Source organism: Streptomyces roseicoloratus, assembly GCF_004117935.1.
GTDB classification, from domain to species: Bacteria; Actinomycetota; Actinomycetes; order Streptomycetales; family Streptomycetaceae; genus Streptomyces; species Streptomyces roseicoloratus.
Genome location: NZ_SDOY01000159.1, coordinates 62,429 through 85,635, shown reverse-complemented (window position 1 = coordinate 85,635; position 23,207 = coordinate 62,429). Strand labels below are relative to the sequence as shown.

The window sequence follows — 23,207 nt, the reverse complement described above, 5'->3', positions numbered from 1 at the left end:
GTGATCTCTTCAGTTCTGGTGGCGAACCGCGGCGAGATCGCCTGCCGGGTCTTCCGCACCTGCCGCGAGCTGGGCATCGGGACGGTGGCGGTGTACTCCGACGCGGACGCGGGCGCCCTGCACGTCCGGGAGGCCGACGCGGCGGTACGGCTGCCGGGCGCGGCGCCCGCCGACACGTATCTGCGCGGCGACCTGGTGGTGGCGGCGGCCCTCGCGGCCGGCGCCGACGCCGTGCATCCCGGTTACGGATTCCTGTCGGAGAACGCGGAGTTCGCGCGGGCGGTGACGGCCGCCGGACTGGTGTGGATCGGGCCGCCGCCGGAGGCGATCGAGGCGATGGCGTCGAAGACCCGCGCCAAGGAGCTGATGGGCATCCCGCCGCTGACGGACGTCACCGGGGCGGACCTGCCGGTCCTGGTGAAGGCGGCGGCGGGCGGCGGCGGGCGCGGCATGCGCGTCGTCCGGGAACTCGACGCGCTGAAGGGCGAGTTGGCGGCGGCGTCGGCGGAGGCGCTGAGCGCGTTCGGGGACGGCGAGGTGTTCGTCGAGCCGTACGTGGAGGACGGCCGGCACGTCGAGGTGCAGGTACTCGCCGACGTCCACGGCACCGTGTGGACCCTCGGCACCCGGGACTGCTCGCTCCAGCGCCGCCACCAGAAGGTGATCGAGGAGGCCCCGGCGCCCGGCCTGCCGGCCGCGCTCACCGCCGAGCTGTACGAGCGCTCGGCCGCCGCCGCGAAGGCCGTCGGCTACGTCGGCGCGGGCACGGTCGAGTTCCTCGTCGCCGGCGGCCGGGCGCACTTCCTGGAGATGAACACCCGCCTCCAGGTCGAGCACCCCGTGACGGAGGAGGTCCACGGCGTGGACCTGGTCGCCCTGCAGATCGCGGTCGCGGAGGGCACGGCGCTGGACCCGGAGCCGCCGGCCGCCCGGGGGCACGCGATCGAGGCCCGCCTCTACGCGGAGGATCCGGCGGCCGGCTGGACGCCGCAGACCGGAGTGCTGCACGCCCTGGAGTTCCCGACGGGGCCGGGCGTGCGGGTCGACACCGGGTACGCCTCCGGGGACTCGGTGCCCGTGCACTACGACGCGATGCTGGCCAAGGTCGTCGTGCACGCGCCGACGCGGGACGCCGCCGTCCGCAGGCTGGCGCACGTCCTGGACCGGGCCCGGATCCACGGCCCGGTCACCAACCGGGACCTCCTCGTCGCCTCGCTGCGGCACCCCGGTTTCCGGGATCCCGGCCTGCTCGACACCGGTTTCTACGGACGGCACCTCGACGCCCTGACCCGGCCCCGGGCCGACGCGGCGCACGCGGCGGTGGCCGCCGCCCTGGCCGACGCGGCGCTGGGCGCCGGCCGGTTCGGGGGCTGGCGGAACCTGCCGTCGCAGGACCAGGTGAAGACGTACGGCGACCACCAGGTGCGCTACCGGCACGGCCGTACCGGCTACACCGTCACCGCGCCCGACGGCGTCCGCGCCGTGTCCGTCACGCCGGCCGCCGTCCGCCTCGAAGCCGGCGGAGTCGTCCGGACCTTCGACGTGGCGGCGTACGGCGACGGCACCGTCCACGTCGGCCCGCACCGGTTCGCCGTACGGCCGCGGTTCACCGACCCGGCCGGTCGGCGGGAGCCCGGCTCGCTGCTCGCGCCGATGCCCGGCACCGTCGTCCGGATCGCCGAGGGCCTCGCCGTCGGCGACCGGGTGGCGGCCGGACAGCCGCTGCTGTGGCTGGAGGCCATGAAGATGGAGCACCGGGTCACCGCTCCGGCCGCCGGCACGCTCACCGCGCTCCACGCCGCCCCCGGCCGCCAGGTCGAGGTCGGCGCCCTGCTCGCCGTCGTACAGCCCGAAGACCGGGCCGGCGTACCGACCGAAGCCCAGGAGGAAACCTCGGCATGAGCACGCTCATCGAGTCACCGGAACACACCGCCCTCCGCGCCGCCGTGGCCGCCCTCGGCCACCGTCACGGCCCCGGTTTCGACCGGGCGTCCCTGTGGGCCGAGGCGGGCAAGCTCGGCTACCTCGGCGTCAACCTGCCCGAGGAGTACGGCGGCGGGGGCGGCGGCATGGCCGAGCTGTCCATCGTCCTGGAGGAGGCGGGCGCGGCCGGCGCGCCGCTCCTGATGATGATCGTCTCGCCCGCGATCTGCGGCACGGTCATCGCCCGCTTCGGCACGGACGCGCAGAAGGCGGCCTGGCTGCCCGGACTCGCCGACGGCTCGCGCACCATGGCCTTCGGCATCACCGAGCCGGACGCGGGCTCCAACTCCCACCGCATCACGACCACGGCCACCCGCACCGAGGACGGCTGGGTCCTCAACGGCCGCAAGGTCTTCGTCTCCGGTGTCGACATCGCCGACGCGACCCTCGTCGTCGGCCGCACCTCGGACGCCCGCACCGGCAGCCTCAAGGCCTGTCTCTTCGTCGTCCCGCGCGACACGCCCGGCTTCGGCCGGCGCGTCATCGACATGGAACTGGCCGCGGACGAGAAGCAGTTCGAACTCGTCCTCGACGACGTCCGGCTGCCCGCCGACGCGCTCGTCGGCGACGAGGACGCGGGCCTGCTCCAGCTCTTCGCCGGACTCAACCCGGAGCGCATCATGACCGCCGCCTTCGCGATCGGCATGGGCCGCCACGCCCTCGCGCAGGCCGTGAAGTACGCCAAGGAGCGCCAGGTCTGGAAGGCCCCGATCGGGGCCCACCAGGCCATAGCGCACCCCTTGGCGCAGTCCCACATCGAGCTCGAACTCGCCCGGCTGATGATGCGCAAGGCCGCCGCCCTGTACGACGCGGGCGACGACCTGGCGGCGGGCGAGGCCGCCAACATGGCGAAGTACGCCGCCGCCGAGGCCTGCGTGAGGGCCGTCGACCAGGCCGTCCACACCCTCGGCGGCAACGGCCTCACGCGCGAGTTCGGTCTCGCCCGGCTGGTCACGGCGTCCCGCGTGGCGCGGATCGCGCCGGTCAGCCGGGAGATGATCCTGAACTACGTGTCCCACCAGACCCTGGGCCTGCCCAAGTCGTACTGAGCGGGACGGGGCACGCCGGGCGTCGGTCCCGGGGTGCCCCGGGGCGTCAGTCCTGGGGTGCGGCGACCAGGGTGACGATGTTGGTGAAGATCTCCGCCTCGTGCTGGTGGGCGGTGACCAGCACGCGCCGCCGTCCCGCCTCGTCGGCGGTGTAGCGGTGGGCGTGGATCCGGCAGGGCGCGTCGAGTTCGGCGTACCGGATGAAGGCGCTGTCCATGCCGACGATCACGCTCGACCGCGGCGCCGCCATGGCCTGCGCCGCCTGACGGCTCGCCTCCAGCAGCAGCATGCCGGGCACGTGGTCGACGCGGTGGTCGAAGAGGATGGGGTGGCCGGTGTCCACCCGCAGCAGCCACCGGTTCGGCCGGCCGACGGGGGACAGGGCGACGTCCGCGGCGCGGCTGCGGCCCACGGCGGGCGCGGGCACCGGGGGCGCGGGCGGCAGCGCCCGGGCGTTGGCCAGCTCGATGTCGGCGTACTGTCCGCGCAGCCGCTCGTAGATGGCGCGGTCCTGGATGGCGAACCGGGTGCGGGTGCGGGCGAGCGCCCGGCCCTCCCGGTACACGTGGGCCGTCAGGAGCATCGATGCCGCCCTCCCCCGGCGGTACTTCAGCTCCGAGCACGTGACGTGCAGCTCGACCTCGCTCGTCCGCCCGGCGACTAACAGCGCGGAGGGCTCGAGCTCCCAGCGGAAGTCGTGCCACAGCAGCTGGTGGCCCAGGGGTATGTCGTAGCCGACGTGCGAGAGCAGCGGCAGGGCCTGCCGCACCGTCTCGCTGAGCAGCATCGGGTCGTGCAGCCCGTTCCGGGCGGTGTAGAAGGCGTGGCTTCTGGGCCAGTTGGCCCGTACCAGGAAGGCGTGTTCGCCGGTCCGCTCCCATTCGGTGAGCAGGACCTCGTCCGGGTTCGTCTTGTGGGTGTGCCTCTGGGCGACGAGGGTCGGGACTCCGTACGCCTCGTCGGTCCGGTCGTGCGCAAGGTGCAGCTGTGACATGCCAGTTCTCCCCTACTGACTCAACTGGTGCGCCCTGACTAGTGCTTGGCGGGCGATGAATTTAACATAGTGATGATTCTTTTTTGATGAGGAAAGGTGAACTTGATGTCTCGGGTCATGCAGGAGCGGGCAGTGCGCACACGTGAGGTGCTGCTGCGCGCGGCGGCGGAGGTGTTCGGCGAGGTCGGCTACCCCGGGGCGAGCATCACCAAGATCATCGACCGGGCCGGTGTGACGACCGGCGCGGTCTACTTCCACTTCCGCTCGAAGGAGGGCCTGGCCCGTGCCGTGATCCAGGAACAGGCCGCCGACCTGGACTTTCCCGAGGGCGAGCCGGGCCTGCAGCACCTCCTCGACCTGACCCTGTACCTGGCGTCGGAGCTGCAGCGGAACACCCTGCTCCGCGCGGGCGTCCGGCTCGCGGTCGAGCAGAGCGAGGCGGGGCTGCAGGAGTACTCGATCTACGAGTGGTGGGCCGAGCGGTTCGGCGAGGAGCTCGACGAGGCGCGCGGGCGCGGCGAACTCCTGCCCGACGCCGACACCGGCGCGTTCGCCTCCACGCTGGTGGCCGCCTTCACCGGCGCGCAGATCATGTCGCAGCTCGCCAGCGGCCGGGCCGACCTGCCCCGGCGCATCACGAGCATGTGGCGGTGCCTGCTGCCCGGACTCGCCCCCGCCGACGTCATCGGGCGTCTCGAGTTCACCACCTACGGAGAGGAAGGCAGCACACGATGACCACCGTCCTGGTGACCGGGGCCACCGGTTTCATCGGCTCGAAGGTACTGCGCCGGCTCGTGGAGGCCGGCCGCGCCGGCCACGGGATCGACGTGGTCGTGGCGGGACGCTCGGGCAGCGTCCCGGGAGTCGCCTGCCGCCGGGCCGACCTGGCCGACCCCGGCTCCCTGCGCGGGATCGCCCGCGGCGTCGACGTCCTCGTGCACCTGGCAGCCCTGGTCACGGGCGACACGAACGCCTGCGACGCGGTCAACCACCGTGGCACCGCGGCCCTCGTCGCCGAGGCCGAGCGGGCCGGGGTGCGCCGCATCGTCCAGCTGTCCACGGCCGCCGTCTACGGCGCGGGCCCGCACCGCGGCATCACCGAGAACGCGGTCGAGCCCGCACCGCTGTCCCCGGCCAGCCGGTCCCGCCTGGCGGGCGAGCGGACGGTGCTCGCCGCGGGCGGTACGGTGCTGCGGCCGGGCCTGGTCACCGGCGCCGGCGACCGGTGGGTGGTGCCCGCGCTCGCCGACCTGCTCGAGCTGGTGCCCGCCCGCTGGGACGGCGGCCGCGGGCTGCTGTCCATGGTCGACGCCAACGACCTCGCCCGGCTGATCGCGGCGCTCGTCCTGGCTCCGGGCCCGGTCCCCACCGGCGTCCACCACGCCAGCCACCCCACGCCCGTGCGCAACGCCGACCTGATGGCCAGGCTGTCCGAACTCCACGTGCTGCCCGCCGCGCTGGCCGACTGGTCGTGGCAGGAGTGCCTGGAGCGGCTGCGCAGCGGCCCGGGCGGGGTGAGCGAGCGCCAGTTCGCCCTGCTGGCGGGCGACCACTGGTACCGCAGCGACGGCATCTGGATCGCGAGCCGCGCCACCGCGGGCCCCGGCCCGCTGGCCCGGCTCACGGCGGCGGCGCCCTGGTACCGCGCACACCTGGCCCGGCGTCGCGGCGCCGACGCGGTCCCGGCGGCGGCGTGAGGGACGCGGGGTGAGGGGGCGGCGTGAGGGGGCGGCGTGAGGGGATGGCCGCGGGCGCGGGCGGGTGGACACCGGCCCCGGGGCCCGGCGGCGGGCCGCCGAGCGGCGCAACCTGCCAAAGCCGTTCCCACGAGCGGGAGATCGATCAAGGTGTACGGAATCTCTCGCTACGGTTGGGGTGTTGTGACGGAAGACGGCCGGAGGAAGCGGCGGCCGGAGGAGTGCGGGAGGTGCCGTGCGGCTCGAGCGAAGGGCCGGGGACACCCGGTCGTCCGGAACCGCCCTCCCGTACCGGGGCGTGCCGGCGTGGTGAGGCAGGTACGGGCGCGGCAGACCCGGTCGGCCCTGATCACCGCCGCCGCGGGCGAGTTCGCCCGGCTCGGCTACGCCGGCGCCACCGTGGCCAAGATCTCCACCGCAGCCGGAGTGACCTCGGGCGCGCTGACCTTCCACTTCCTGTCCAAGGACGAGCTGGCCCGCGCGGTCGCCGACGCGGGCGTCGAGGCCGCCCGCGCGGCGGTGGGCGAGGTCGAGCGGATCGCCGACCCGGGCCTGGCCGCCGCCGAGCGGCTCACCCAGGTCCTCGCCGCCCTCCTCGAACAGGACGTCCACGCCCGGGCGACCGTACGCCTCATGGACGAGTGTCCCGACGAGTGCGCGTCCTGGGAGGAGGCCTGGCGGCCGGCCCTCGACCACGCGATGGAACGGGCCCGCGCGGGCGGGGCGGACGACGCGGTCGTGGCCGACGTCCGGCTGCTGATCGCCTACCTCCTGGCCGGTACCGGGGCCCGGATGCGGGCCGGCCGCTCGGTGGACACGGTCCGGCAGGAACTGGCCCGTCTGTGGCAGCGGTTCGCCGAGGGCCTGCCCGTATGAGGCCGCTTTCGGACTGATCCGAACGGCCTCGGACCGATCCGAACGTGGTCCTCAGTCTGATCCGGACGTCGTCCTCGGCCTTGATCCCCAGGTTGCCCTCAGCCTGATCCCCAGGTCGCCCTCCGACTGATCCGTACGTGGGTCCTCGGCCCCGATCCGTACGTCGTCCCCAGCCCTGGTCCGCAGGCCGCCCTCGGCTGATCCGTACGTCTCCCGACCGCACGCCGACGGCGTGCGGTCGCTCACGCATGCCCTGGCGCGGGCGGTGGTCCCGCCCCTCCGGCCGGCGGGCGAGTTGGCGAAGTCGCGGCCGAAAAGTCCTCGCCCAGAAGAAAATAGTGCTCATTCTCTTTATTCTGATGCACAGCCCACACGGAGCTGACGCACCGAGAGAGGGAGAAGGTATGAGGGGGACAGCCGGATCCGGGGGAGCGGATTCCGTCAACCGGTTCACTGACCAGCTCTTCGGACATCTGCGCAGGATCGACCAGCGCAGATGGGCCCACGCCTATGTGCTGGGCCTGCTCACCACACCCGGAAAGAAGTCGATGCGCCGTCTCGCCGCCGCCGCGAGCGACTCGCCGACGGCGTCGCAGGCGCTGCACCAGTTCATCAACGAGAGCCCGTGGGACTGGACGCCGGTCTGCGACCGGTTGCGGCACTGGACCGAAGGCCGGGTGCGGCCCCGCGCCTGGACGATCGCGCCGGTCGTCCTGCCCAAGCGCGGCGACAAGTCGTGCGGCGTGCACCGCCGGTTCATCCCGCACACCGGACGCACCGTCAACTGCCAGATCGGCACCGGCCTGTTCATGTCGACCGACGCCGGCGACTTCCCGGTCGGCTGGAGCCTGCTGCTGCCCGAGGCCTGGGCCCAGGGCGACCTGCGGGAACGGGCCCGGATTCCCGACGCCGCCGCGGCCCGGCCCGAGTCCCACGTCCTGCGGCTGGTCGAGCTGCTGGTCGGGTCCTCGCGGCACGAGCCCGTCCCGGTGGTCGTCGACGTCGACGGATACCTCGACGTACGCCCGCTGCTGCACGGCCTGATGCGGGCGCGCCGCGACTTCGTCGTCGCCGTTCCCGACGGCCTGCCGCTCGCCCCCTTCACCGGCGCCCGGCCCGTGCGCGCCCAGCCGCGCGCGGCGGTCCGGATGCTGGGCGCGACGGCCGGTCCGGAGCGTCCGGTGCGGGGCCTGGTCCGCAACCAGCTGGTACAGCTGCCGTTCACACGCGACGAGCAGCGCCCCCGGCCCTTCCGGCTGTTCGCCGGTCCCGGCACCCGGGCGAACGGTCTCGGGCGGCTGTGGCTCACCAACATCGTGGACCGGCCGGTCGGCGAGCTCATGCGGTACACCGACCGCACCGCCGCGGCCGGCGAGACCGTCGACCGGCTCGAACGCGGCTTCGGTCTGCGGGACTTCGAGGGCCGGTCCTTCCCCGGCTGGCACCACCACATGACGCTCGTCTCGGCGGCCTTCGCCTTCAGCCGGCTCACCGCCGCCTCCGACGAGTACGAGGACCTCGGCCTGCCCGCGGGCTGGGCCAGGGAGAACGAGTTCGGCCGGACCATGGACCTGCTGTCGGCGTAGCCGCACACCCGCACACCCGCACACCCGCACGCGAGCCGCGTGCGCGCGGCGTGCCCGTACGCGAGGGGCCCGTGCCCACCAGCTTCGGTGGGGCACGGGCCCTTCGTCGTGCTCCGGCGGCCGGCCCTCGGGGTCAGGGCGGTGACGGGGCCGGCCGGGGGTGCCGGAGCCGGTCGGGTTGCCGGGTCCCGGCCAGAGGCCGCGTGCCGGGACCCGGCGGCCGGCACCGGGTCAGCCCAGCGCCGGAGTCAGGGGGGCGGCCTGGGGCGCGGTGCCGGGCGCGCCGGCCTCCTCGCCCGGCGCGGCCGCGGTGCGGTTGCCGTACCGCAGGAAGTGCCGGACCTGGTCGGCGCACCGCAGCTGGCCCTTGAACAGGACCATGCCGTACACCCGGCCCTCGTCCTCCCGCCAGCACACCAGCGGGATCCTGTACGTGTCGCCCTCGGGCGTCGCGAAGACGGCCTCGTAACCGGCCGCGTCCAGGAGGCTCACGCGTCCTCGCCCTTCGGCGTCGTGGCGAACAGGTGGCCGTAGTCCTCGATGCCGTACGCGGTGTCGGCGGCGCCGGCCAGGTGCAGGGCGTGCCACAGGATCACCTGGTTCGCGGTGACCACGTGGAAGCCGAGCTCGGCCTCCAGCGGCTTGATGGTGCCCACGGCGCGGATGCCGTTGCCGGCGACCAGGACGGCGTCCGGACGGTGCTCGGCGACCGTGGTGCGGATCCACTGCGAGAGGTTGTCCGGCGTGATCGCCTTCTGGTCGGAGGGCAGTCCGCACGGGCCGTGGTGGACGACGTCGTAGCCGAACTCACGGAAGTAGTCGGCACCCTGGCCGGACAGCTTGTCGTCGAACCACGGCGGGTTGACCACCGCGATCCGCCGCGCGCCCAGCGCGTCGAACGCGGCCCGTGCGGCCTTCGTGGTGCCGGTGATCGGCAGGTCACGGGTGACGGGCCGCAGCCGCTCGTACAGCTCGCGCTCGCCCTCCGCCTTCAGCACGTAGCTGGAGGAGGTGAAGCCGAGGGTCAGGGCGTGCAGCGGGGACGCCGCCAGCAGCTCCACCGCCTGGTCGAGGTACGGCGGCTCGACGAAGGCGCGGACGGGGTCGTGCGGGATCTTCTCGTCCATCTCGCCGCCGGCACGCATCGCGGCGAAGTGGATGCGCGAGCCGTGCACGGACACCGAGGCGGGCGCGACGGCCTGCAGCTCGGCCTCCGGGCCGACGTCGGCATGCGGTACGACGACGCCGATCCGGGTCGAGGCGTCCCAGCCGTCGGTGGGAGAGGTGGCGTTGGTCATGGTCGTGTTCTCCTGGCTGACGATGCGTGCGGGACTATCGGGTGAGGGCGGACTCGTCGGCCAGCCGGCCGCCGCGGACGGTGCCGTTGCCCTCGTCGTCGAGGAAACGCGGGTGCTTGCTGCGCATGGCCGACATGACGAAGTCGTACGGGACGTCGTCGAAGGCGCCGTGGTCGGTCAGGAACTCCATGGAGCCGCCGCCCTCGGCGAAGGGGTGGTAGAGGCTGTCGCTGACGCCGTCGAACTCCAGCGCCTCCATGCCGTAGAGCTTGCAGAGCATCTTGTTGAACACCGGGGTCGCCTTGACCCACGTGCCGTTCAGGTAGACCTGCGTGAGGCCGTGGAAGAACACGTCGCCGCCGATGTGGCTCAGCAGCCGCGGCGAGGCGAGGTGGTTGCGCACGTCGCCGTAGACGAGCCGGGAGGGGATGCCGAGGGCGCGCACACAGGCCGCGTACAGCGCGGACTTGTGCAGGCAGAAGCCCTCCTTCGTGGTGGCGGTGGTGGAGGCCCGGAGGCCCTCGCGGGAGAGGGGGGCGCCGTAGACCTCGTAGAAGACGTCGTCGCGCACCGCGTAGTACAGCTCGATGGCGTTGGTCGTGCGGTCCGCGGAGCGGTCCTTGACGGCGTGGTCGATGAAGGCCTGCACCGCGTCGGTCTCGTAGTCGAGGAACTCGGTGGGGCGGGTCAGCAGTTCCAGCTGGTCGGACATGCGGGTGTCGTTTCCTGTCGGTCGGGGCTCGGCCGCCGGGGGAGGTCGGGGCTCGGCCGGGAAGGGGAGGGGCTCGGCGGTGGCGCCGGGAGGGCTCGGCGGTGGCCTGGCGGTCAGAGGCCGAGGAGGGTGGCGATGCGGTTGCGCTGGATCTCGGAGGTGCCCGAGTAGATCGTTCCGGCGATCGAGTTGCGCAGGTCGCGCTCGATGCCGTGCTCGGTGAGCACGCCCCGGCCGCCGTGGATCTGCACCGCGTCCAGCGCGGTCTGCACGTTGGCCTCGGACACGATCGTCTTGGTGGCCGCCAGGTCGAGCGAGGCGTCCTGGCCGGCCTCGACCTTCGCGCCGGTGTCGGCGAGCCACTTGCGGGCCGTCTCCACCCGCATCTTCATGTCGGCGATCTTGTGGGAGACGCCCTGGTACGAGCCGATGGGCTGCCCGAACTGGTGGCGCTTCCTGGCGAAGTCGATGGTCTCCTCGAGGCGCCGGGTCATCTCGCCCAGCGTGATCGAGAAGCCGAAGAGGACCTCCCGCTTCATCACGTAGTCCAGGACGAGGAAGCCGGTGCCCTCCTGCCCGAGCCGCCGGCTCACGGGGACGCGCAGCCCGTCGAAGGAGAGCGTGCCGACCGGGCTGGTGCGCAGGCCGATCTTGTCCATCGAGGGGCCGGCGGTCAGGCCGGGCGTGCCGGCCTCGACGAGCAGCGTGGTCAGGCCGAACGGGCCGGGCTTGCCGGTGCGGACGTAGAGGAGGAACAGGTCGGCCACGGGGGCGTTGGTGATGAACATCTTGCCGCCGTCGACCACGTAGTGGTCGCCGTCGCGGCGGGCGGTCGCGGCCAGGTTCATGGCGTCCGAGCCGCCGGACTCCTCGGTGATCGCGTGTGCGGTGATCGACTCACCGGACATGATCCCCGGCAGGTACCGTTCCTTCTGCTCCTGGCTGCCGAAGCGCTGCAGCGGCACGCCCACGGAGACGATCTGGGTCGAGGCGGAGAAGGACAGGCCCGCGTCGTGGGAGACGTAGCCCAGGCCCTCCAGGGCGCGCATGGTCGCCGTCACGCCGTGGCCGGCGCCCCCGAACTCCGGGGCGAAGTGGGTGCGCAGGAGACCGGTCTCCTGCAGGACCTTCCACTTGTCGTGCGGGAAGGCGCCCGCCGCGTCCAGCTCGCGGGTGTCCGCGTTCAGCTGCTCGGCCCACGGGGCGGTCAGATGGAAGAGGTCGTCGGTCAAGGCGGGTCCTAGGTCGGCGGTGGGCGGGTGGTCGGATGAGGGGCCCGGACCCGGGCCGGCCCGCAGCGGGGGAGGGAAGCGGGCCGGCCCGGGCTGGGCGGCTCAGTACTGCGAGAAGCCGTCCTCGGACAGGGTGTGCTTCTCGTTGCCGACGATCGGCGGGTTGAAGATCGAGACCAGGTGCAGGTCCTCGTAGTCCGACGCGATGAGGTAGTGCGGATCGTGGTTGTCGAGGACGTATATGGTTCCCGGCACGATCTTGTGGCGGGTGCCGTCCTTCTCCACGACCTCGCCGGAGCCGCCGATGCAGTAGCAGGCCTCCAGGTGGCGCCGGTACTGCAGGGCGCTGGTGGTGCCCTGGCGCACGAGCGTGTCGCAGACGGCGAAGCCCATGCCGTCGGACTCCGTCAGCAGCCGGGTGCTGAGGCCGTTGCCCCACTCGACGGGAGCGACGTCATCGAGGCTGCGAGTGAACATGTCCGGTTCTCCTTGGTGTGTGTGGTGCCGGGTGGATGAAGTGCTGCTCGTGCTTCGCGCGTGGTGCTTCGTGCGTGGTGCTTCGTGCGTGCCGTTCCGTGCTCGTGCGTGGTGCGTGGGGGGTTCGGTGCTCGTGGTGCGTGGGGGCGCGGGGGCCGGGTCAGGCGACCGCGGCCGGGGCGTGGGCCTCGACCAGCGCGGTGATGGAGTCGAGGGTGCGGAAGTCGTCCGGCGTGAACTCGATGTCGTCGGCCGGGATGTCGAAGGCCTGCGTGAGGTGCGAGAGCAGGCGCACCAGGCCGAGGCTGTCGATGACGCCGGACTCGATCAGGTCGTAGTCCCCGGTCAGGTCCGAGGCGTCCTCGCCGGCGAGGAACTGGCCCACGACGTAGGCGCGGATCTGGCCGGCGATGTCCGTGGTGCTCATGCGTCGATCTCCTTCAGACGGTTCTGCTTGATGAGGTTGCGGTCGGGCTTGCCGGTCGAGGTACGGGGCAGCGGCGCGTCGGTGAGGTGCACCGAGGCCGGTATGGCGTGGCGGGGCAGATGGCGCCCCGAGTGGGTGCGCAGGCGCAGGCTGGTCAGTCCGGTGCCGGGGCGCCGGGTGACGTGGGCGTGCAGCCGGACGCCGGCCTGGGGGTCGGGCAGCGGGACGACGACGGCCTCGGCGACGTCGGGGTGGGCGGCGAGCACGCTCTCCACCTCCTGGAGGTTGGTGCGCACCCCCCTGACCTTCACGTGCCAGTCGGCGCGGCCTTCGAGGACGTACAGGCCGTCGGCGTCGCGGGAGACGATGTCGCCGGTGCGGTAGAAGTCGCGGCCGTCGATGCGGGTGAAGGCGGTCCCGTTCAGTTCCTCGCGGAGGTAGCCGCGGGTCTGGAACGGCGTGGCCACCAGCAGTTCACCGGTGCCGGCTCCGTCCACCCGCTGTCCGTCGCCGTCCAGGACGAGGGCCTCGGTGCCGCGGAGGGGCCGGCCGATGGGCATCGGGCCGGTCGCCGCGGGATCGACGCGGTGGATGAACGAGTCGTTGGTCTCCGTGCAGCCGAACACGTTGTGGAAGGCGGCGCCGGAGAACGCCGACGCGATCGGGGCCAGCAGGTCGGCGGGGAGCCGGTCGCCGGTGAAGATCGCGTGCCGCACGGTGCCGAAGGCGCCGGTGGCGGGGTCCTCGGGGCGGCCCGCGCTGCCTTCGAGGAGCAGCCGGTACATCATCGGCACGCCCTGGACGAAGGTGAGCCGGTGTCCGGTGGCGAGCGCGGCGAGGTGGCCGGCGTCGGTGGCCTTCTCCTTGTCCACCAGGACGACGGAGGCGCCGAGGCGCAGGAAGGTCCAGACGTCCAGGAGCGCGAGGTCGAAGTTGAGGGGCGCGTACGAGAACGCCGTCTCGCCGGGCGTCAGGCCGAACTCCTCGACGGCCCAGTCGGCGAAGGCCTCGAACCCGGCCGACTCGATGGGGACGATCTTGGGGGTTCCGGTCGAGCCGGAGGTGGTCAGCAGCAGTCGCGTCCGCTCCGGATCGGGCGTCGCGAAGCCCTTCGCCTCGTCCTCGTCGGGCGCCACGGGCGTCGCGTCGAGCACTCCGTCGGCGTCGACGGTGAGCAGCTGCCGGACCCGGGCCTGCCGGGCGATGCGTTCGCGGGCGGCGCTGCCGAGGTCGGGCGAGGGGGCCAGGGCGACCAGGCCCTCGTGGAACACGGCCAGCAGCAGGGCGATGGTCTGCGGCGTCTTGTGCGCCGGCACACACACGGTGCTGCCCGACGGGAGTCCGAGGCGGTGCAGTTGACCGCGGAGGCTCTCGGTCAGGTCGTGCAGTCGGCCGTAGGTGACGGCCTGGTCGTTGTAGTGGAGGGCGATGCTGTGGGGCCGTTGGTGACCGTGGACGGCGACGGTCTCGGCCAGGCGGGGCGATGGCACGGCGGATTCCTTGCGGTCGGCTCAGCCGCGACAACGGGAGTCGCTCGGCTGTTCGAATCTTGCGGTGTCGAGCAAGAAGGTATCCGGCGAAGTACATGCTTGGTCAAGCACTTACTTGGCGAAGTGGGTGTGAGCCAGCCCATTCACTTTTGCTTGCTCATGCAAAAAACGGCGATGTGGAATCCGCCGTGCGGACCCCGGAAAGGCCGCGACGCGGTGCAGCCGTCCGGAACCGGAATGACTCCGGGTCCGGACGGCTGCACCGCGTCGCGGGGCCGTGCTGTGGGGTTGTGGAGGCCGTGCGGCGGCGCGATGCCGGGCCGCGGGGCCGTGCCGCGGGCTTGCCGTGGGCCTGCCGTGGGCCCGTCGGGGGTCTGTCGCGGGCCCGCCGGGGCCCGTCAGTCCCGGGGGGTGCGCAGGGCGCGCACCGTGGGGCCGAGGTCGGGGTCGGCGGCGAAGGTGTTCAGCGCGGACGACAGGACCTCCGCGTACGTGGCGCGCGCGGCCTCGTAGCGCTGGCGGCCCTCGTCGGTGATGACCGCGTAGACGCCCCGCTTGTCCGAGGGGCACAGGTCCTTGAAGGCGAAGCCGGCCGTCTCCAGCCGGCCCACCAGCCGGGTCACCGACGACTGGCCGAGGCCCACCTTGTCGGCCAGGTCCTGCATGCGCAGTTCGCTGGTCTCGGAGCGGTGGAGGTGCTCCAGGGAGCGGAACTCCGACAGGCCGATCGCGTGCCGGCGCTGCAGGGCCGCCGTCAGCTCGCGTTCCACATGCGCGTGGAGTGCGAGCACGCGGTTCCACACGGCGTGGTCGGAGTTGCGCTGGGTGGCGAGGGGTGAAGTTGCCATAGGTGCGTCCTCACGGGAGTGGCTGTTTGACAGCAGAGTACATGCTCATGCAAGCTCCTGGCCGTTCCCCCATTGCGCTCCAGGGGGCAGTCGGACATCATGTTCTTGCATGTACAAGCAATGAACTGGAAACGGAAGGAACCCCTGTCATGCAGTGGCTCTACCTCGCGATCGCCGTCGTCTTCGAGATCGGCGTCGCCCTCGCGGCCGGCAAGGCCGAGGGCTTCAAGAACCGCAAGTGGACCGCGATCACCCTGGTGAGCGGCGCCCTCGGCACGTACTTCCTCAGCAGGGCCCTGCTGACGTTCAACGTCGGCGTCGGATACGCCCTGTGGACCTCGGTCTCCGGCGTCGGCATCACCCTGCTGGGCGCTCTGATCTTCGGCCAGAAGCTCAACTGGAAGAAGGCCCTGGGCATCGTCGTCGTCATCGCCGGCGTCGTCGGCCTCCAGCTCAGCGGCGCCGCCTGATCCCGGCCGGCCCCGGCCGCCCACTCCCCGGCACTTCCTCAGGTCCCGCGCGCAACCCCTCCAGGCCCGCGCGCAACCCCTCCAGGCCCGCGCCATCCCCTCCAGGCCCGGCGCCATCCCCACTCCGGCGCACGCCGCTCCGGCCCCGCGCCGCTCCCTCCCTCCCAGGCCCTCGCGCCGTCACGCCCACGTGACTTCCCGAAAGGAATCCCCGCTCATGTCCTCGAACAACAGCTCCGCGGCCAACGCCTGGCTCATGCTCCTCCTCGCCGGCGTCTTCGAGATCGGCTACGCGCTCTCCGTCGGCGGGAGCAACGGCTTCACCACGCTGACCTGGTCGCTCGTCGCCGTCGTCTTCTTCCTGCTGACGCTGTGGGCGCTGAGCGTCGCCCTCAAGACCATCGACGTCGGCACCGGTTACGCCGTCTGGGCCGGCATCGGCGCGGTCGGAGCCGCCGCGCTCGGCCCCGTCTTCTTCGACGAGAAGCTCAACCTGGTCCAGTCCCTGTGGCTCGCCGTCATCATCGCCGGTGTCGTCTGGCTGAAGCTCGCCGACAAGACCGGCGGCGAGGAGGAGGCGGCTCCGGCGGCCGTCGAGCGGCCGCAGGCCCAGAGCGCCGGCGTCTGAGCCGGCCGCGAGCCGCGACGCGCACACCAGCACCCCCGGGCAGCCCTCGGCCAGAGGACGACGGGCCGCCCCGGGTGCGGTGCGCCGCCCGCCCCGCACGAACGCCGCTCCCGACTCCTCTCCACGCGGTGCGCCGCCCCGGCCGCCCCGCACGTACGCGGCCCCCTCTCCTCCCCTCCACTCCCAAGGACCCATTCCGCCATGCCCCTTGAGTCACTCGACCAGCTCGCCCCCCACGTGGAGGAGGCGGTCAGGATCAGCCGAGAGCACGTCGCCGAGGGCGGCATCCCCTTCTCCGGGATCGTCGTACGCGACGGCCGCGTCCTGGGCACCGGTTTCAACCGGGTCGCCGAGGACAACGACCCCACCGCTCACGCCGAGGTCGTCGCCCTCCGCGAGGCGACCCGCAAGGCCGGCCGGTTCGGCGTCGCGGGAGCCACGCTCATCGCCTCCGGCGAGCCGTGCGCCCTCTGCTACATGGCAGCCCTCTACTTCAACGTCGACCACATCGTGTACGCGGCCGACCGCCAGACCGCCGCCGCGTACGGCTTCGACTACGCCGGCTCGTACTCCATCTTCTCCAGCGACCCGACCACCTGGCGGCTCAAGGTGACCCACGCTCCCGTCGAGGGCCACGAGGTGCCGTTCCAGGAGTTCCTGACCCGCCACAGGGCCGGCCTGCGATGACCGACCCGACGACGACCGGCCCGACGATGACCGACCCGACGACGACCGGCCCGACGATGACCGGCCCGACGATGACCGGCGCGACGACGACCGGCGCGAAGACCACCGGCCCCGCGACGCCCGGCCCCGCGACGCCCGGCCCCGCGGCGAACGACCGGGCCACCGACCACCAGGCAACGAACGACCCCGCGAAGGATGATCGAGCAGTGAGCAGCGCCCCGGTGAAGATCCGGATCTGGTCCGACTACGTCTGCCCCTTCTGCATGCTGGCGGAGGGCCCCCTCGAAGAGGCCGTCGAAGGTCTCGGCGTCGACGTCGAGATCGAGTGGAAGCCCTTCGAACTGCGGCCCCACCCGCACCCCACCCTGCGCCCCGAGGACGAGTACCTGCCCGCCATCTGGCAGCGCGCCGTCTACCCCATGGCCCGCCGGATGGGCGTCGACATCACGCTGCCGACCGTCTCCCCGCAGCCCTACACCCGGCTCGCGTTCGAGGGCTACCAGTACGCCGCCGAGCAGGGCAAGGGCGCCGCGTACACCGCCCGGATGTTCCGCGCCTTCTTCCAGGAGGACCTGGACCTCGGGCAGGTGGACGTCGTCGTCCGGCTCGCCGAGGAGATCGGCCTGGACGGCGAGACCTTACGCAAGGCCCTGGACGACGGCACCTACACCGCCGCCCACCAGGACGCGCTGCGCGAGGCCGCCGCCCACAGCATCCGGTCCGTGCCCACCCTCCTCGTCGGCGACACCCGCATCGAAGGCGTCCCCAGCGTCCCCCAGCTGCGCAAGGCGATCCTCGACGCCCAGGCCGCGCAGGCCGAGCAGGAAGCGGTCCAGGGCGCGGCGTGCAGTGTGGACGGGGGCTGCTGACGTGAGCATCCGTGCCCACTTCACCTCCGTCGACGAGATACCCGGCACCGAACCCGGCCGGCACGTCCTGGCCACCGTCACCTACGGCGACACCGCCCGCCTCGCCTTCACCGACCACGGCAACCCCGACCTCACCGTGCCCATGGCCGTCACGGGCGGCGGAGAACCGTTCCGCGAGGTGTGGACCGTGGACGGCAGCCCCCGCTGGGCCCTGCGCGACGACCTCGCGTACGCCCACGACGGGCAGCACCTCTTCATCGCCGGCCTCCTGCCGGAACAGGACGTCTACACGCCGCCGGTCCGCGCCCTGTACGAGAAGGCCTTCGCGCTCGCGAGCCACCTCGACTACGGCCACGTCTTCCGCATGTGGAACTTCGTCGGCGACATCATCGGCACCAACGCCGAGGGCATGGAGGTCTACCGGGACTTCGTCCAGGGCCGGGCCCAGGCCTTCCGGACCCACTTCGGCGACGGCACCGCCCGACTGCCCGCCGCCACCGGCATCGGCACCCAGGCCCGCGGCATCGCCTTCGTCCTCCTCGCGTGCCACGCGGGAGTGCCCCGTCACCTGGAGAACAGCCACCAGACGTCCGCGTACCACTATCCCGGCCAGTACGGCCCCAAGCCGCCGAGCTTCGCCCGCGCGACCCTCCTCGGCGACACCCTCTACGTCTCCGGCACCGCCTCCATCCTCGGCCACGAGACCGTCCACCAGGGCGACGTGCGGCGCCAGACCCGCCAGACGCTCGACAACATCGCCCACCTCATCTCGCGCGACAACCTCGCGGCCCAGGGCGTCGACGCCGACCACGACCTCAAGGACCTCCGACTGATCAAGGCGTACGTGAGACATGACAGCGACATTCCGGCAGTACGTGAGGTCTGTGAGGAGACGCTTGGTGCTGGTGTTGAGGTGAAGTACCTCAACGTCGCCGTCTGCCGCGACGACCTCCTCGTCGAGATCGAGGGCATCGTCCCCGGACGGGGGTGGAACCTGTGACCGGCCTCAAGGTGGGCATCGTCCTGCCCGGACGCGAGTCCGTCATCGACGACGGCCCCTACCCGAAGAACCTCGCCTCCATCGCGGCCCTCGCCGAGGAGAGCGGCTTCGACTCCGTGTGGGCCGGCGAGTCCCCCCTCGCCCGCTCCCGGATGAACCCGCTGCTCGCCCTCACCGCCGCCGCGACCGCCACCGAGCGCCTGCGGCTCGGCACCGCCGTCCTCATGCCGCTGCGCCCGCCCGTCCACCTCGCCCACGAACTCGCCTGCCTGGACCGGATCTCGGGCGGCCGGCTCGTCGCCGGCATCGGATCCGGCTTCGCCTCGCCGGCCACGGAACGCGAATTCGCCAACTACGGCCTCGACTTCACCACCCGCTTCGGGCGGATGCGCGAGACCGTCGAGATCTGCCAGGCCCTGTGGGCGGCGAAGGGCGACCCCGTCTCGTACGAGGGACGCCACTACCGGCTGCAGGACGCCGCGCTGCTGCCGGCACCGCACCAGCCGCAGGGACCGCCGCTGTGGATCGCCCACTCCGGCCCCAAGATGCTGGCGCGGGCGGGCCGGCAGTTCGACGGCTGGATGCCGACGTCCACCACGCCCGAGAAGTACGCCGAGGGTTGGAACCAGGTCGACGCCGCACGCCGCGAGGCGGGCCGCCCGGACGGTGCCGTCACCGGCGCCGTCTACCTCTCCGTCGCCGTCGACCGCACCCGGCAGCAGGCCGAGGACACCCTCTGGTCCTACTTCCGGGCGTACTACGGACTGCCCCTCACCACCATGCGCACCACCCAGGGCATCTTCGGCGGCACGCCCGCCGAGGTCGCCGACTGGCTGGGCCGGTACGTCAGGAACGGCGCCCGCCACCTCATCCTGCGGCTGCCCACGAGCGAGCTGACGGAGGCCGGCTACCGCACCGCGGTGCGCCGCACGGCGGACGAACTGCTCCCGCTCCTCCGCGAGCTGTGAGGCGCGGAACCCGGCGGTCCTGGGATGTCTGGGCGGCGGCATGGCCGATCACGGCCGTGTTCATGCTGTCCAACATCCCGACCCCGCTGTTCGGCCTGTGGCAGCACCGCATCGGCTACTCCACCGGCACCACGACCGTCATCTTCGCCGCCTACATCGGCGGCCTGCTCCTGGCCCTCCCCTTCACCGGGGCCCTGGCCGACCGCTACGGCGCCCGCCGCGTCCTCACCCCCGCCCTGGCGGCCGCCCTCGTCTCCTGCGTCCTGTTCATGACGGCGGGCCACGTCCTCACCCTGATCACCGCGCGGCTGCTCACCGGCGTCGCCGTCGGCGCCGTCCTCTCCGCCGGCACGGCCGCCGTCGTCCACGTCGGCGGCCCCGCCCGCCGCACCCAGGCGTCCCTCGCCGCGTCCGTCGCCATCGGCACCGGCCTCGCGGCCGGCCCGCTGGCGGGCGGCGCGATCTCCCAGTACCTCGGCGCCCCGACGGTCACGGCCTTCGTGTTCGAGGGCGTCCTGCTGCTGACGGCGGTGGCCGTCGTCCTGGTGCTGCTGCCCCGCCCGCCCGCACCGGACCCGCAGAGCGAGAACGGCGCCGGGCCGGGCGAGCGCGCCGCAGGTCCGGACGGGCGCGGAACCCGGCCGGGCCGCTCCCGTGCCGCCGCCGGCGCCGGGTGGCTGCGCCTGCCGTCCGTGCCGCCCGCCAACCGCCGCGGCCTGGTCACGAGCCTCATGGCCTACGCCCCCGGCATGACGGGCACCTCCCTGCTGCTGGCCCTCGGCCCCACCCTGCTCGGCTCGCTCCTGGACACCACCGACCGCCTGGTCACCGGCGGCATCGGCTTCCTGATGTTCGGCGCGTCGACCGCCGTCCAGTTCCTCGCCAAGCGGCTGCCGACGGGCCGCGTCCTGGCCGCCGCGGGAGTCGTCACCGGTCTCGCCATGCTCGGCACGGCCGCCGCGGTCCACTCCCGCTCCCTCACCGTCCTGGCCTGCGCCGCGGTCCTCGCGGGCATCGGCCAGGGCATGAGCCAGTACGGGGGCTTCACCCGGCTCGCCACCGAGGTCCCCGCGCCCCGCCTCGCCGAGGCCAACGCCGCACTCAGCGTGGGTGGTTACCTGTTCGCGGGCATCCTCCCCGTCCTGACCGGCTATGCCACCGACGCCACCGGCGTCACCACGTCCGCCACGGCCTTCGCGAGCCTGATCGCGGCGGCCGCCCTGTCCGGGACGGTGCTGATCCGCACGACGCGGCGGAGACCGCCGCGCATCCAGGAGCCCGGCCCCCGCGAACCGGCCGCCGTCCAGGGCGCGTTCCGACGGGAGCCGCCTCAGCCGATGCCGACCACGTGCGCCCAGTCCGGCGGCACGTCCGGCGCGTAGTCCGGGTCGTCCTCGTTCACGTATCCGGCGTCCCGTGGGAACAGGCCGACGACCGTGCGGCACGGCGGTCGGACGGCCGGCCAGGGCGTCTGCCCGTCGGTGAGGACCACCACGACGTCGGGCCGCGGCCGGGCCCGCAGGGCGGCGGCGAAGCCCGCCCGCAGGTCCGTGCCGCCACCGCCGACCAGCGAGATGCCCTCCGACCGGCACAGCGGGTGTGCCACGCGGGCCGCCGCGTCGCACGAGACGACGCCGACCAGCTCGCGCCGGCCGCCCACGGCCCGCGCGATGGCGGTGACCTCCAGGAGCGCGCTGCCCAGCTCGGCGTCGCTGACCGAGCCGGAGGTGTCGATGACGACCGTCACCCGGGGCGGGCGGCGGCGCAGGCTCGGCAGGACGGTGCCGGGCAGGGCGACCGAGCGGCGGGACGGCCGGCCGTAGCTGTGGTCGTCGCCCGCCCCGGCCGCCGCGGCGGCGGAGCGCACCGCCGCGCCGAGCAGCTGCCGCCAGGGCTGTGGCGGGTGGAACGCCTCGTCCGCCCACCGCTTCCAGCCGGCCGGGACGCCGCCGGGCCGGCCCTTGATGCCCTGGGCGACCCGGAAGCGGACGGCGTCCCGTTCCTGCTCGCTCAGCCCGTTCGCACCGTCCGCGCCGAGTTCCCAGGGGCGGTCAAGGCCGTCGGCGCCGCTGCCGCAGTCCAGCCACAGTGCCGCGTCGGGCAGCCAGGGCCCCAGCCGGAACTGCCGCAGGTAGTCCTCCATCACCTGGTCTGCCGGGAGCCTCAGGTGGGAGGGCAGGAGCACGCCCTCGGGGCGCACGAGGCCCTCGCCGTAGATGTCGTCGTTGATCTCGAGATCGGCGGCGATGTTGATCCGCAGTCGCGACGAGGCGCCGGACATCCCGCGTTCGCGGGCCAGCCGGTCGCCGCGGCCGTGGTGGTCGCGGAGCAGGTGGGACACCTCGTGCACCCATACGCCGGCGAGCTCCTCGACGGAGGTGGCGGCCACGAACCCGGGTGCGGCGTAGCACCGCCACCACCGGTCGACGCCCATCGTCCGCACCCGCCGGGACTCGACGACGTGCAGCGCGAACAGCGCGGTCGCGAGGTACGGCCGGACGCGGACGGCGTGCAGGCGCGCGGCGTACAGCTTCTCCCGGTCGAGCTCCGGAGCGGCGGGACGCTTCCCCTGATCGAGGCCCCCGGCGGCCGTGAGCGTGTCTCCGCTCATCGGCCCGCGCCCCCGCTGGTCGCGCGCGCCACCGAGCGGTCGGCGCGGCGGGACACCGACACCACGCCCGCGAGCTTCTCGATCGCCGCGGGCACGTCCCACTCCTCCGTCCGCAGCGCGGCCAGGGTGGTCGCGGGCACCACCACGAGGTCCGGCGCCCCGGTTTCCATAGCGCGTACGAGCAGCGCCCAGGCCGCGTCCCAACGCGCCTTGGTCGGCCGGTTCCTGACGGCCGCGACCACGCCTTCGAGGGTGGCCTGGCGGCGGTCGCCGCGGTCCGGCAGCTCGGCGCCGGCGGGATCGGCGAGCAGCACCTCGGGGTCCGGGAGGTCCATCCGGTCGAGCCAGGCGAGGAGTTCGAGCCCGGGACCGTCACCGACGGTGCCGCGTACGAGCAGCGAGAGCACGTCGCGGGAGGAGCCGGCGGCGGTCGCGAAGGCGATCAGGGACAGCGCCATGTCCCAGCTGCGCGGCGAGGGCCAGGCCCCGCCCCTGCGGGTCTCGGCGGCCGGCAGTCGGTGGACGAGCGCGGGCCGGGTTTCGAGCAGCCCGCACACCGCCCGGCGGGCCCGGTCCACGGCCTGCGCCAGCAGGGCGGCGTCCAGCCTGGGCAGGGTTGCCCGCGGCCAGGTCCCGCCGAGTCCGCGCACCACCACCTCGTGGTCGTAGGCCCACTGCAGGTGCACGAAACGGTTGGCGAGCGGCGGACTCAGCTCCCAGCCGTCGGCGGCGGAGGCGCGCGGGTTGGCGGCGGCCACGATCCGTACCCCGGGCGGCAGTCGAAGGGAGCCGATGCGGCGTTCCAGGACCAGGCGCAGCAGCGCTGCCTGGACGGCGGGCGTGGCGGTGGAGAGCTCGTCGAGGAACAGCAGTCCGCGCCCGGCCCGCACCAGGCGGACGGCCCAGTCCGGCGGGGCCAGCGGCACGCCCTGCTCGGCCGGGTCGTCGCCGACGATCGGCAGCCCGGAGAAGTCGGACGGCTCGTGGACGCTGGCGATCACCGTGGTCAGCGGCAGGTCGAGCTCCTCGGCGAGCTGGGTGAGCGCGGCGGTCTTGCCGATGCCGGGCTCGCCCCACAGCAGCACGGGCAGGTCGGCGGCGACGGCGAGGGTCAGTGCCTCCAGCTGGGTGTCGGGCCGGGGTTCGGTACGGGTGTCCCGCAGGAGGGAGAGCAGCTCGGCGGCGACGTCGAGCTGGGCCGGGGGCGTGGGAGTGGGGGCGGAGGAAGGGGCGAGAGTGGTCAAAGGGGTCACCTGGGGTGTGAGGAAGGGCGGGGTGGGAGACGTGAGCCGGCGGCTCGGCCGG

Annotated in this window: 24 protein-coding genes; 13 read left to right on the top strand and 11 right to left on the bottom strand. The window is 73.3% G+C overall.

The window, feature by feature from the left end; genetic code table 11:
• On the top strand, positions 1-1,902 hold the full coding sequence (locus ESG85_RS28055; protein ID WP_128983969.1) for an acetyl/propionyl/methylcrotonyl-CoA carboxylase subunit alpha: 1,902 nt from the start codon (positions 1-3) through the stop codon (positions 1,900-1,902).
• On the top strand, positions 1,899-3,032 hold the full coding sequence (locus ESG85_RS28050) for an acyl-CoA dehydrogenase family protein (RefSeq protein WP_128983968.1): 1,134 nt from the start codon (positions 1,899-1,901) through the stop codon (positions 3,030-3,032). The genes ESG85_RS28055 and ESG85_RS28050 overlap by 4 nt, the downstream gene beginning before the upstream one ends.
• Positions 3,033-3,078: 46 nt before the next feature.
• On the opposite strand, the gene ESG85_RS28045 is transcribed toward ESG85_RS28050, so the two are convergent.
• Positions 3,079-4,026, bottom strand: a complete 948-nt coding sequence (locus ESG85_RS28045; protein ID WP_128983967.1) for a ScbA/BarX family gamma-butyrolactone biosynthesis protein — start codon at positions 4,024-4,026, stop codon at positions 3,079-3,081.
• Between the two features lie 132 nt (positions 4,027-4,158).
• Between ESG85_RS28045 and ESG85_RS28040 the strand changes: the two genes are divergently transcribed.
• The 4 genes from ESG85_RS28040 (at position 4,159) to ESG85_RS28025 (ending at position 8,185) form a co-directional block, all read left to right on the top strand.
• Complete coding sequence (locus tag ESG85_RS28040; protein ID WP_309548606.1) at positions 4,159-4,761, top strand: ScbR family autoregulator-binding transcription factor; 603 nt, start codon at positions 4,159-4,161, stop codon at positions 4,759-4,761.
• Positions 4,758-5,723 (top strand): NAD-dependent epimerase/dehydratase family protein, encoded by a 966-nt coding sequence (locus tag ESG85_RS28035; protein ID WP_128983965.1) that lies wholly within the window; start codon positions 4,758-4,760, stop codon positions 5,721-5,723. The genes ESG85_RS28040 and ESG85_RS28035 overlap by 4 nt, the downstream gene beginning before the upstream one ends.
• Positions 5,724-6,029: 306 nt before the next feature.
• Positions 6,030-6,599 (top strand): TetR/AcrR family transcriptional regulator, encoded by a 570-nt coding sequence (locus ESG85_RS28030; RefSeq protein WP_128983964.1) that lies wholly within the window; start codon positions 6,030-6,032, stop codon positions 6,597-6,599.
• 404 nt (positions 6,600-7,003) lie between these two features.
• Complete coding sequence (locus ESG85_RS28025; protein ID WP_164986334.1) at positions 7,004-8,185, top strand: IS701 family transposase; 1,182 nt, start codon at positions 7,004-7,006, stop codon at positions 8,183-8,185.
• Positions 8,186-8,416: 231 nt separating this feature from the next.
• Here the strand turns inward: ESG85_RS28025 and ESG85_RS28020 are convergent, their stop codons facing one another.
• The 8 genes from ESG85_RS28020 to ESG85_RS27985 all read right to left on the bottom strand — a co-directional run bounded on the left by ESG85_RS28020 (position 8,417) and on the right by ESG85_RS27985 (position 14,669).
• Complete coding sequence (locus tag ESG85_RS28020) at positions 8,417-8,677, bottom strand: DUF6253 family protein (RefSeq protein WP_128983962.1); 261 nt, start codon at positions 8,675-8,677, stop codon at positions 8,417-8,419.
• Entirely contained in the window at positions 8,674-9,483 is an 810-nt protein-coding gene (locus ESG85_RS28015; RefSeq protein ID WP_128983961.1) for a maleate cis-trans isomerase family protein, read from the bottom strand. Before ESG85_RS28015 ends, ESG85_RS28020 begins: the two co-directional genes overlap by 4 nt.
• 34 nt (positions 9,484-9,517) lie before the next feature.
• On the bottom strand, positions 9,518-10,195 hold the full coding sequence (locus ESG85_RS28010; protein ID WP_128983960.1) for a transglutaminase-like domain-containing protein: 678 nt from the start codon (positions 10,193-10,195) through the stop codon (positions 9,518-9,520).
• Between the two features lie 113 nt (positions 10,196-10,308).
• Entirely contained in the window at positions 10,309-11,427 is a 1,119-nt protein-coding gene (locus ESG85_RS28005; RefSeq protein WP_128983959.1) for an acyl-CoA dehydrogenase family protein, read from the bottom strand.
• A 102-nt stretch (positions 11,428-11,529) separates the two neighbouring features.
• The gene (locus tag ESG85_RS28000) at positions 11,530-11,904 is read right to left on the bottom strand and encodes an ectoine synthase (RefSeq protein WP_128983958.1); all 375 of its coding nucleotides are present in this window, start codon (positions 11,902-11,904) and stop codon (positions 11,530-11,532) included.
• Positions 11,905-12,064: 160 nt separating this feature from the next.
• Positions 12,065-12,331, bottom strand: a complete 267-nt coding sequence (locus ESG85_RS27995; RefSeq protein ID WP_128983957.1) for an acyl carrier protein — start codon at positions 12,329-12,331, stop codon at positions 12,065-12,067.
• Positions 12,328-13,821 carry an AMP-binding protein gene (locus tag ESG85_RS27990; RefSeq protein ID WP_128983956.1) on the bottom strand — a complete coding sequence of 498 codons (1,494 nt, stop codon included), beginning with the start codon at positions 13,819-13,821 and terminating at the stop codon, positions 12,328-12,330. Before ESG85_RS27990 ends, ESG85_RS27995 begins: the two co-directional genes overlap by 4 nt.
• Positions 13,822-14,219: 398 nt before the next feature.
• A complete protein-coding gene (locus tag ESG85_RS27985) occupies positions 14,220-14,669 on the bottom strand; it encodes a MarR family winged helix-turn-helix transcriptional regulator (protein WP_128983955.1) in 450 nt (149 codons plus the stop codon).
• 149 nt (positions 14,670-14,818) lie between these two features.
• On the opposite strand from ESG85_RS27985, the gene ESG85_RS27980 reads away from it, so the two are divergent.
• The 7 genes from ESG85_RS27980 to ESG85_RS27945 all read left to right on the top strand — a co-directional run bounded on the left by ESG85_RS27980 (position 14,819) and on the right by ESG85_RS27945 (position 20,673).
• A complete protein-coding gene (locus ESG85_RS27980; RefSeq protein WP_128983954.1) occupies positions 14,819-15,139 on the top strand; it encodes a DMT family transporter in 321 nt (106 codons plus the stop codon).
• 217 nt (positions 15,140-15,356) lie between these two features.
• Complete coding sequence (locus tag ESG85_RS27975) at positions 15,357-15,767, top strand: DMT family transporter (RefSeq protein ID WP_128983953.1); 411 nt, start codon at positions 15,357-15,359, stop codon at positions 15,765-15,767.
• A gap of 201 nt (positions 15,768-15,968) precedes the next feature.
• A complete protein-coding gene (locus ESG85_RS27970) occupies positions 15,969-16,454 on the top strand; it encodes a nucleoside deaminase (protein ID WP_128983952.1) in 486 nt (161 codons plus the stop codon).
• Positions 16,451-17,323 carry a DsbA family oxidoreductase gene (locus ESG85_RS27960; protein ID WP_246095332.1) on the top strand — a complete coding sequence of 291 codons (873 nt, stop codon included), beginning with the start codon at positions 16,451-16,453 and terminating at the stop codon, positions 17,321-17,323. Before ESG85_RS27970 ends, ESG85_RS27960 begins: the two co-directional genes overlap by 4 nt.
• A 1-nt stretch (position 17,324) precedes the next feature.
• Positions 17,325-18,323, top strand: a complete 999-nt coding sequence (locus tag ESG85_RS27955) for an FkbO/Hyg5 family chorismatase (RefSeq protein ID WP_164986333.1) — start codon at positions 17,325-17,327, stop codon at positions 18,321-18,323.
• Entirely contained in the window at positions 18,320-19,291 is a 972-nt protein-coding gene (locus ESG85_RS27950; protein ID WP_164986332.1) for an LLM class flavin-dependent oxidoreductase, read from the top strand. Before ESG85_RS27955 ends, ESG85_RS27950 begins: the two co-directional genes overlap by 4 nt.
• Positions 19,292-19,353: 62 nt before the next feature.
• Positions 19,354-20,673 (top strand): MFS transporter, encoded by a 1,320-nt coding sequence (locus tag ESG85_RS27945; RefSeq protein ID WP_128983949.1) that lies wholly within the window; start codon positions 19,354-19,356, stop codon positions 20,671-20,673.
• Here ESG85_RS27945 and ESG85_RS27940 read toward each other — a convergent pair.
• A complete protein-coding gene (locus ESG85_RS27940) occupies positions 20,622-21,902 on the bottom strand; it encodes a vWA domain-containing protein (protein ID WP_128983948.1) in 1,281 nt (426 codons plus the stop codon). The genes ESG85_RS27945 and ESG85_RS27940 overlap by 52 nt on opposite strands.
• Positions 21,899-23,146, bottom strand: coding sequence for an AAA family ATPase (locus tag ESG85_RS27935; protein ID WP_181019136.1), 1,248 nt, complete (start codon positions 23,144-23,146; stop codon positions 21,899-21,901). The genes ESG85_RS27940 and ESG85_RS27935 overlap by 4 nt, the downstream gene beginning before the upstream one ends.
• Positions 23,147-23,207: the final 61 nt, after the last annotated feature.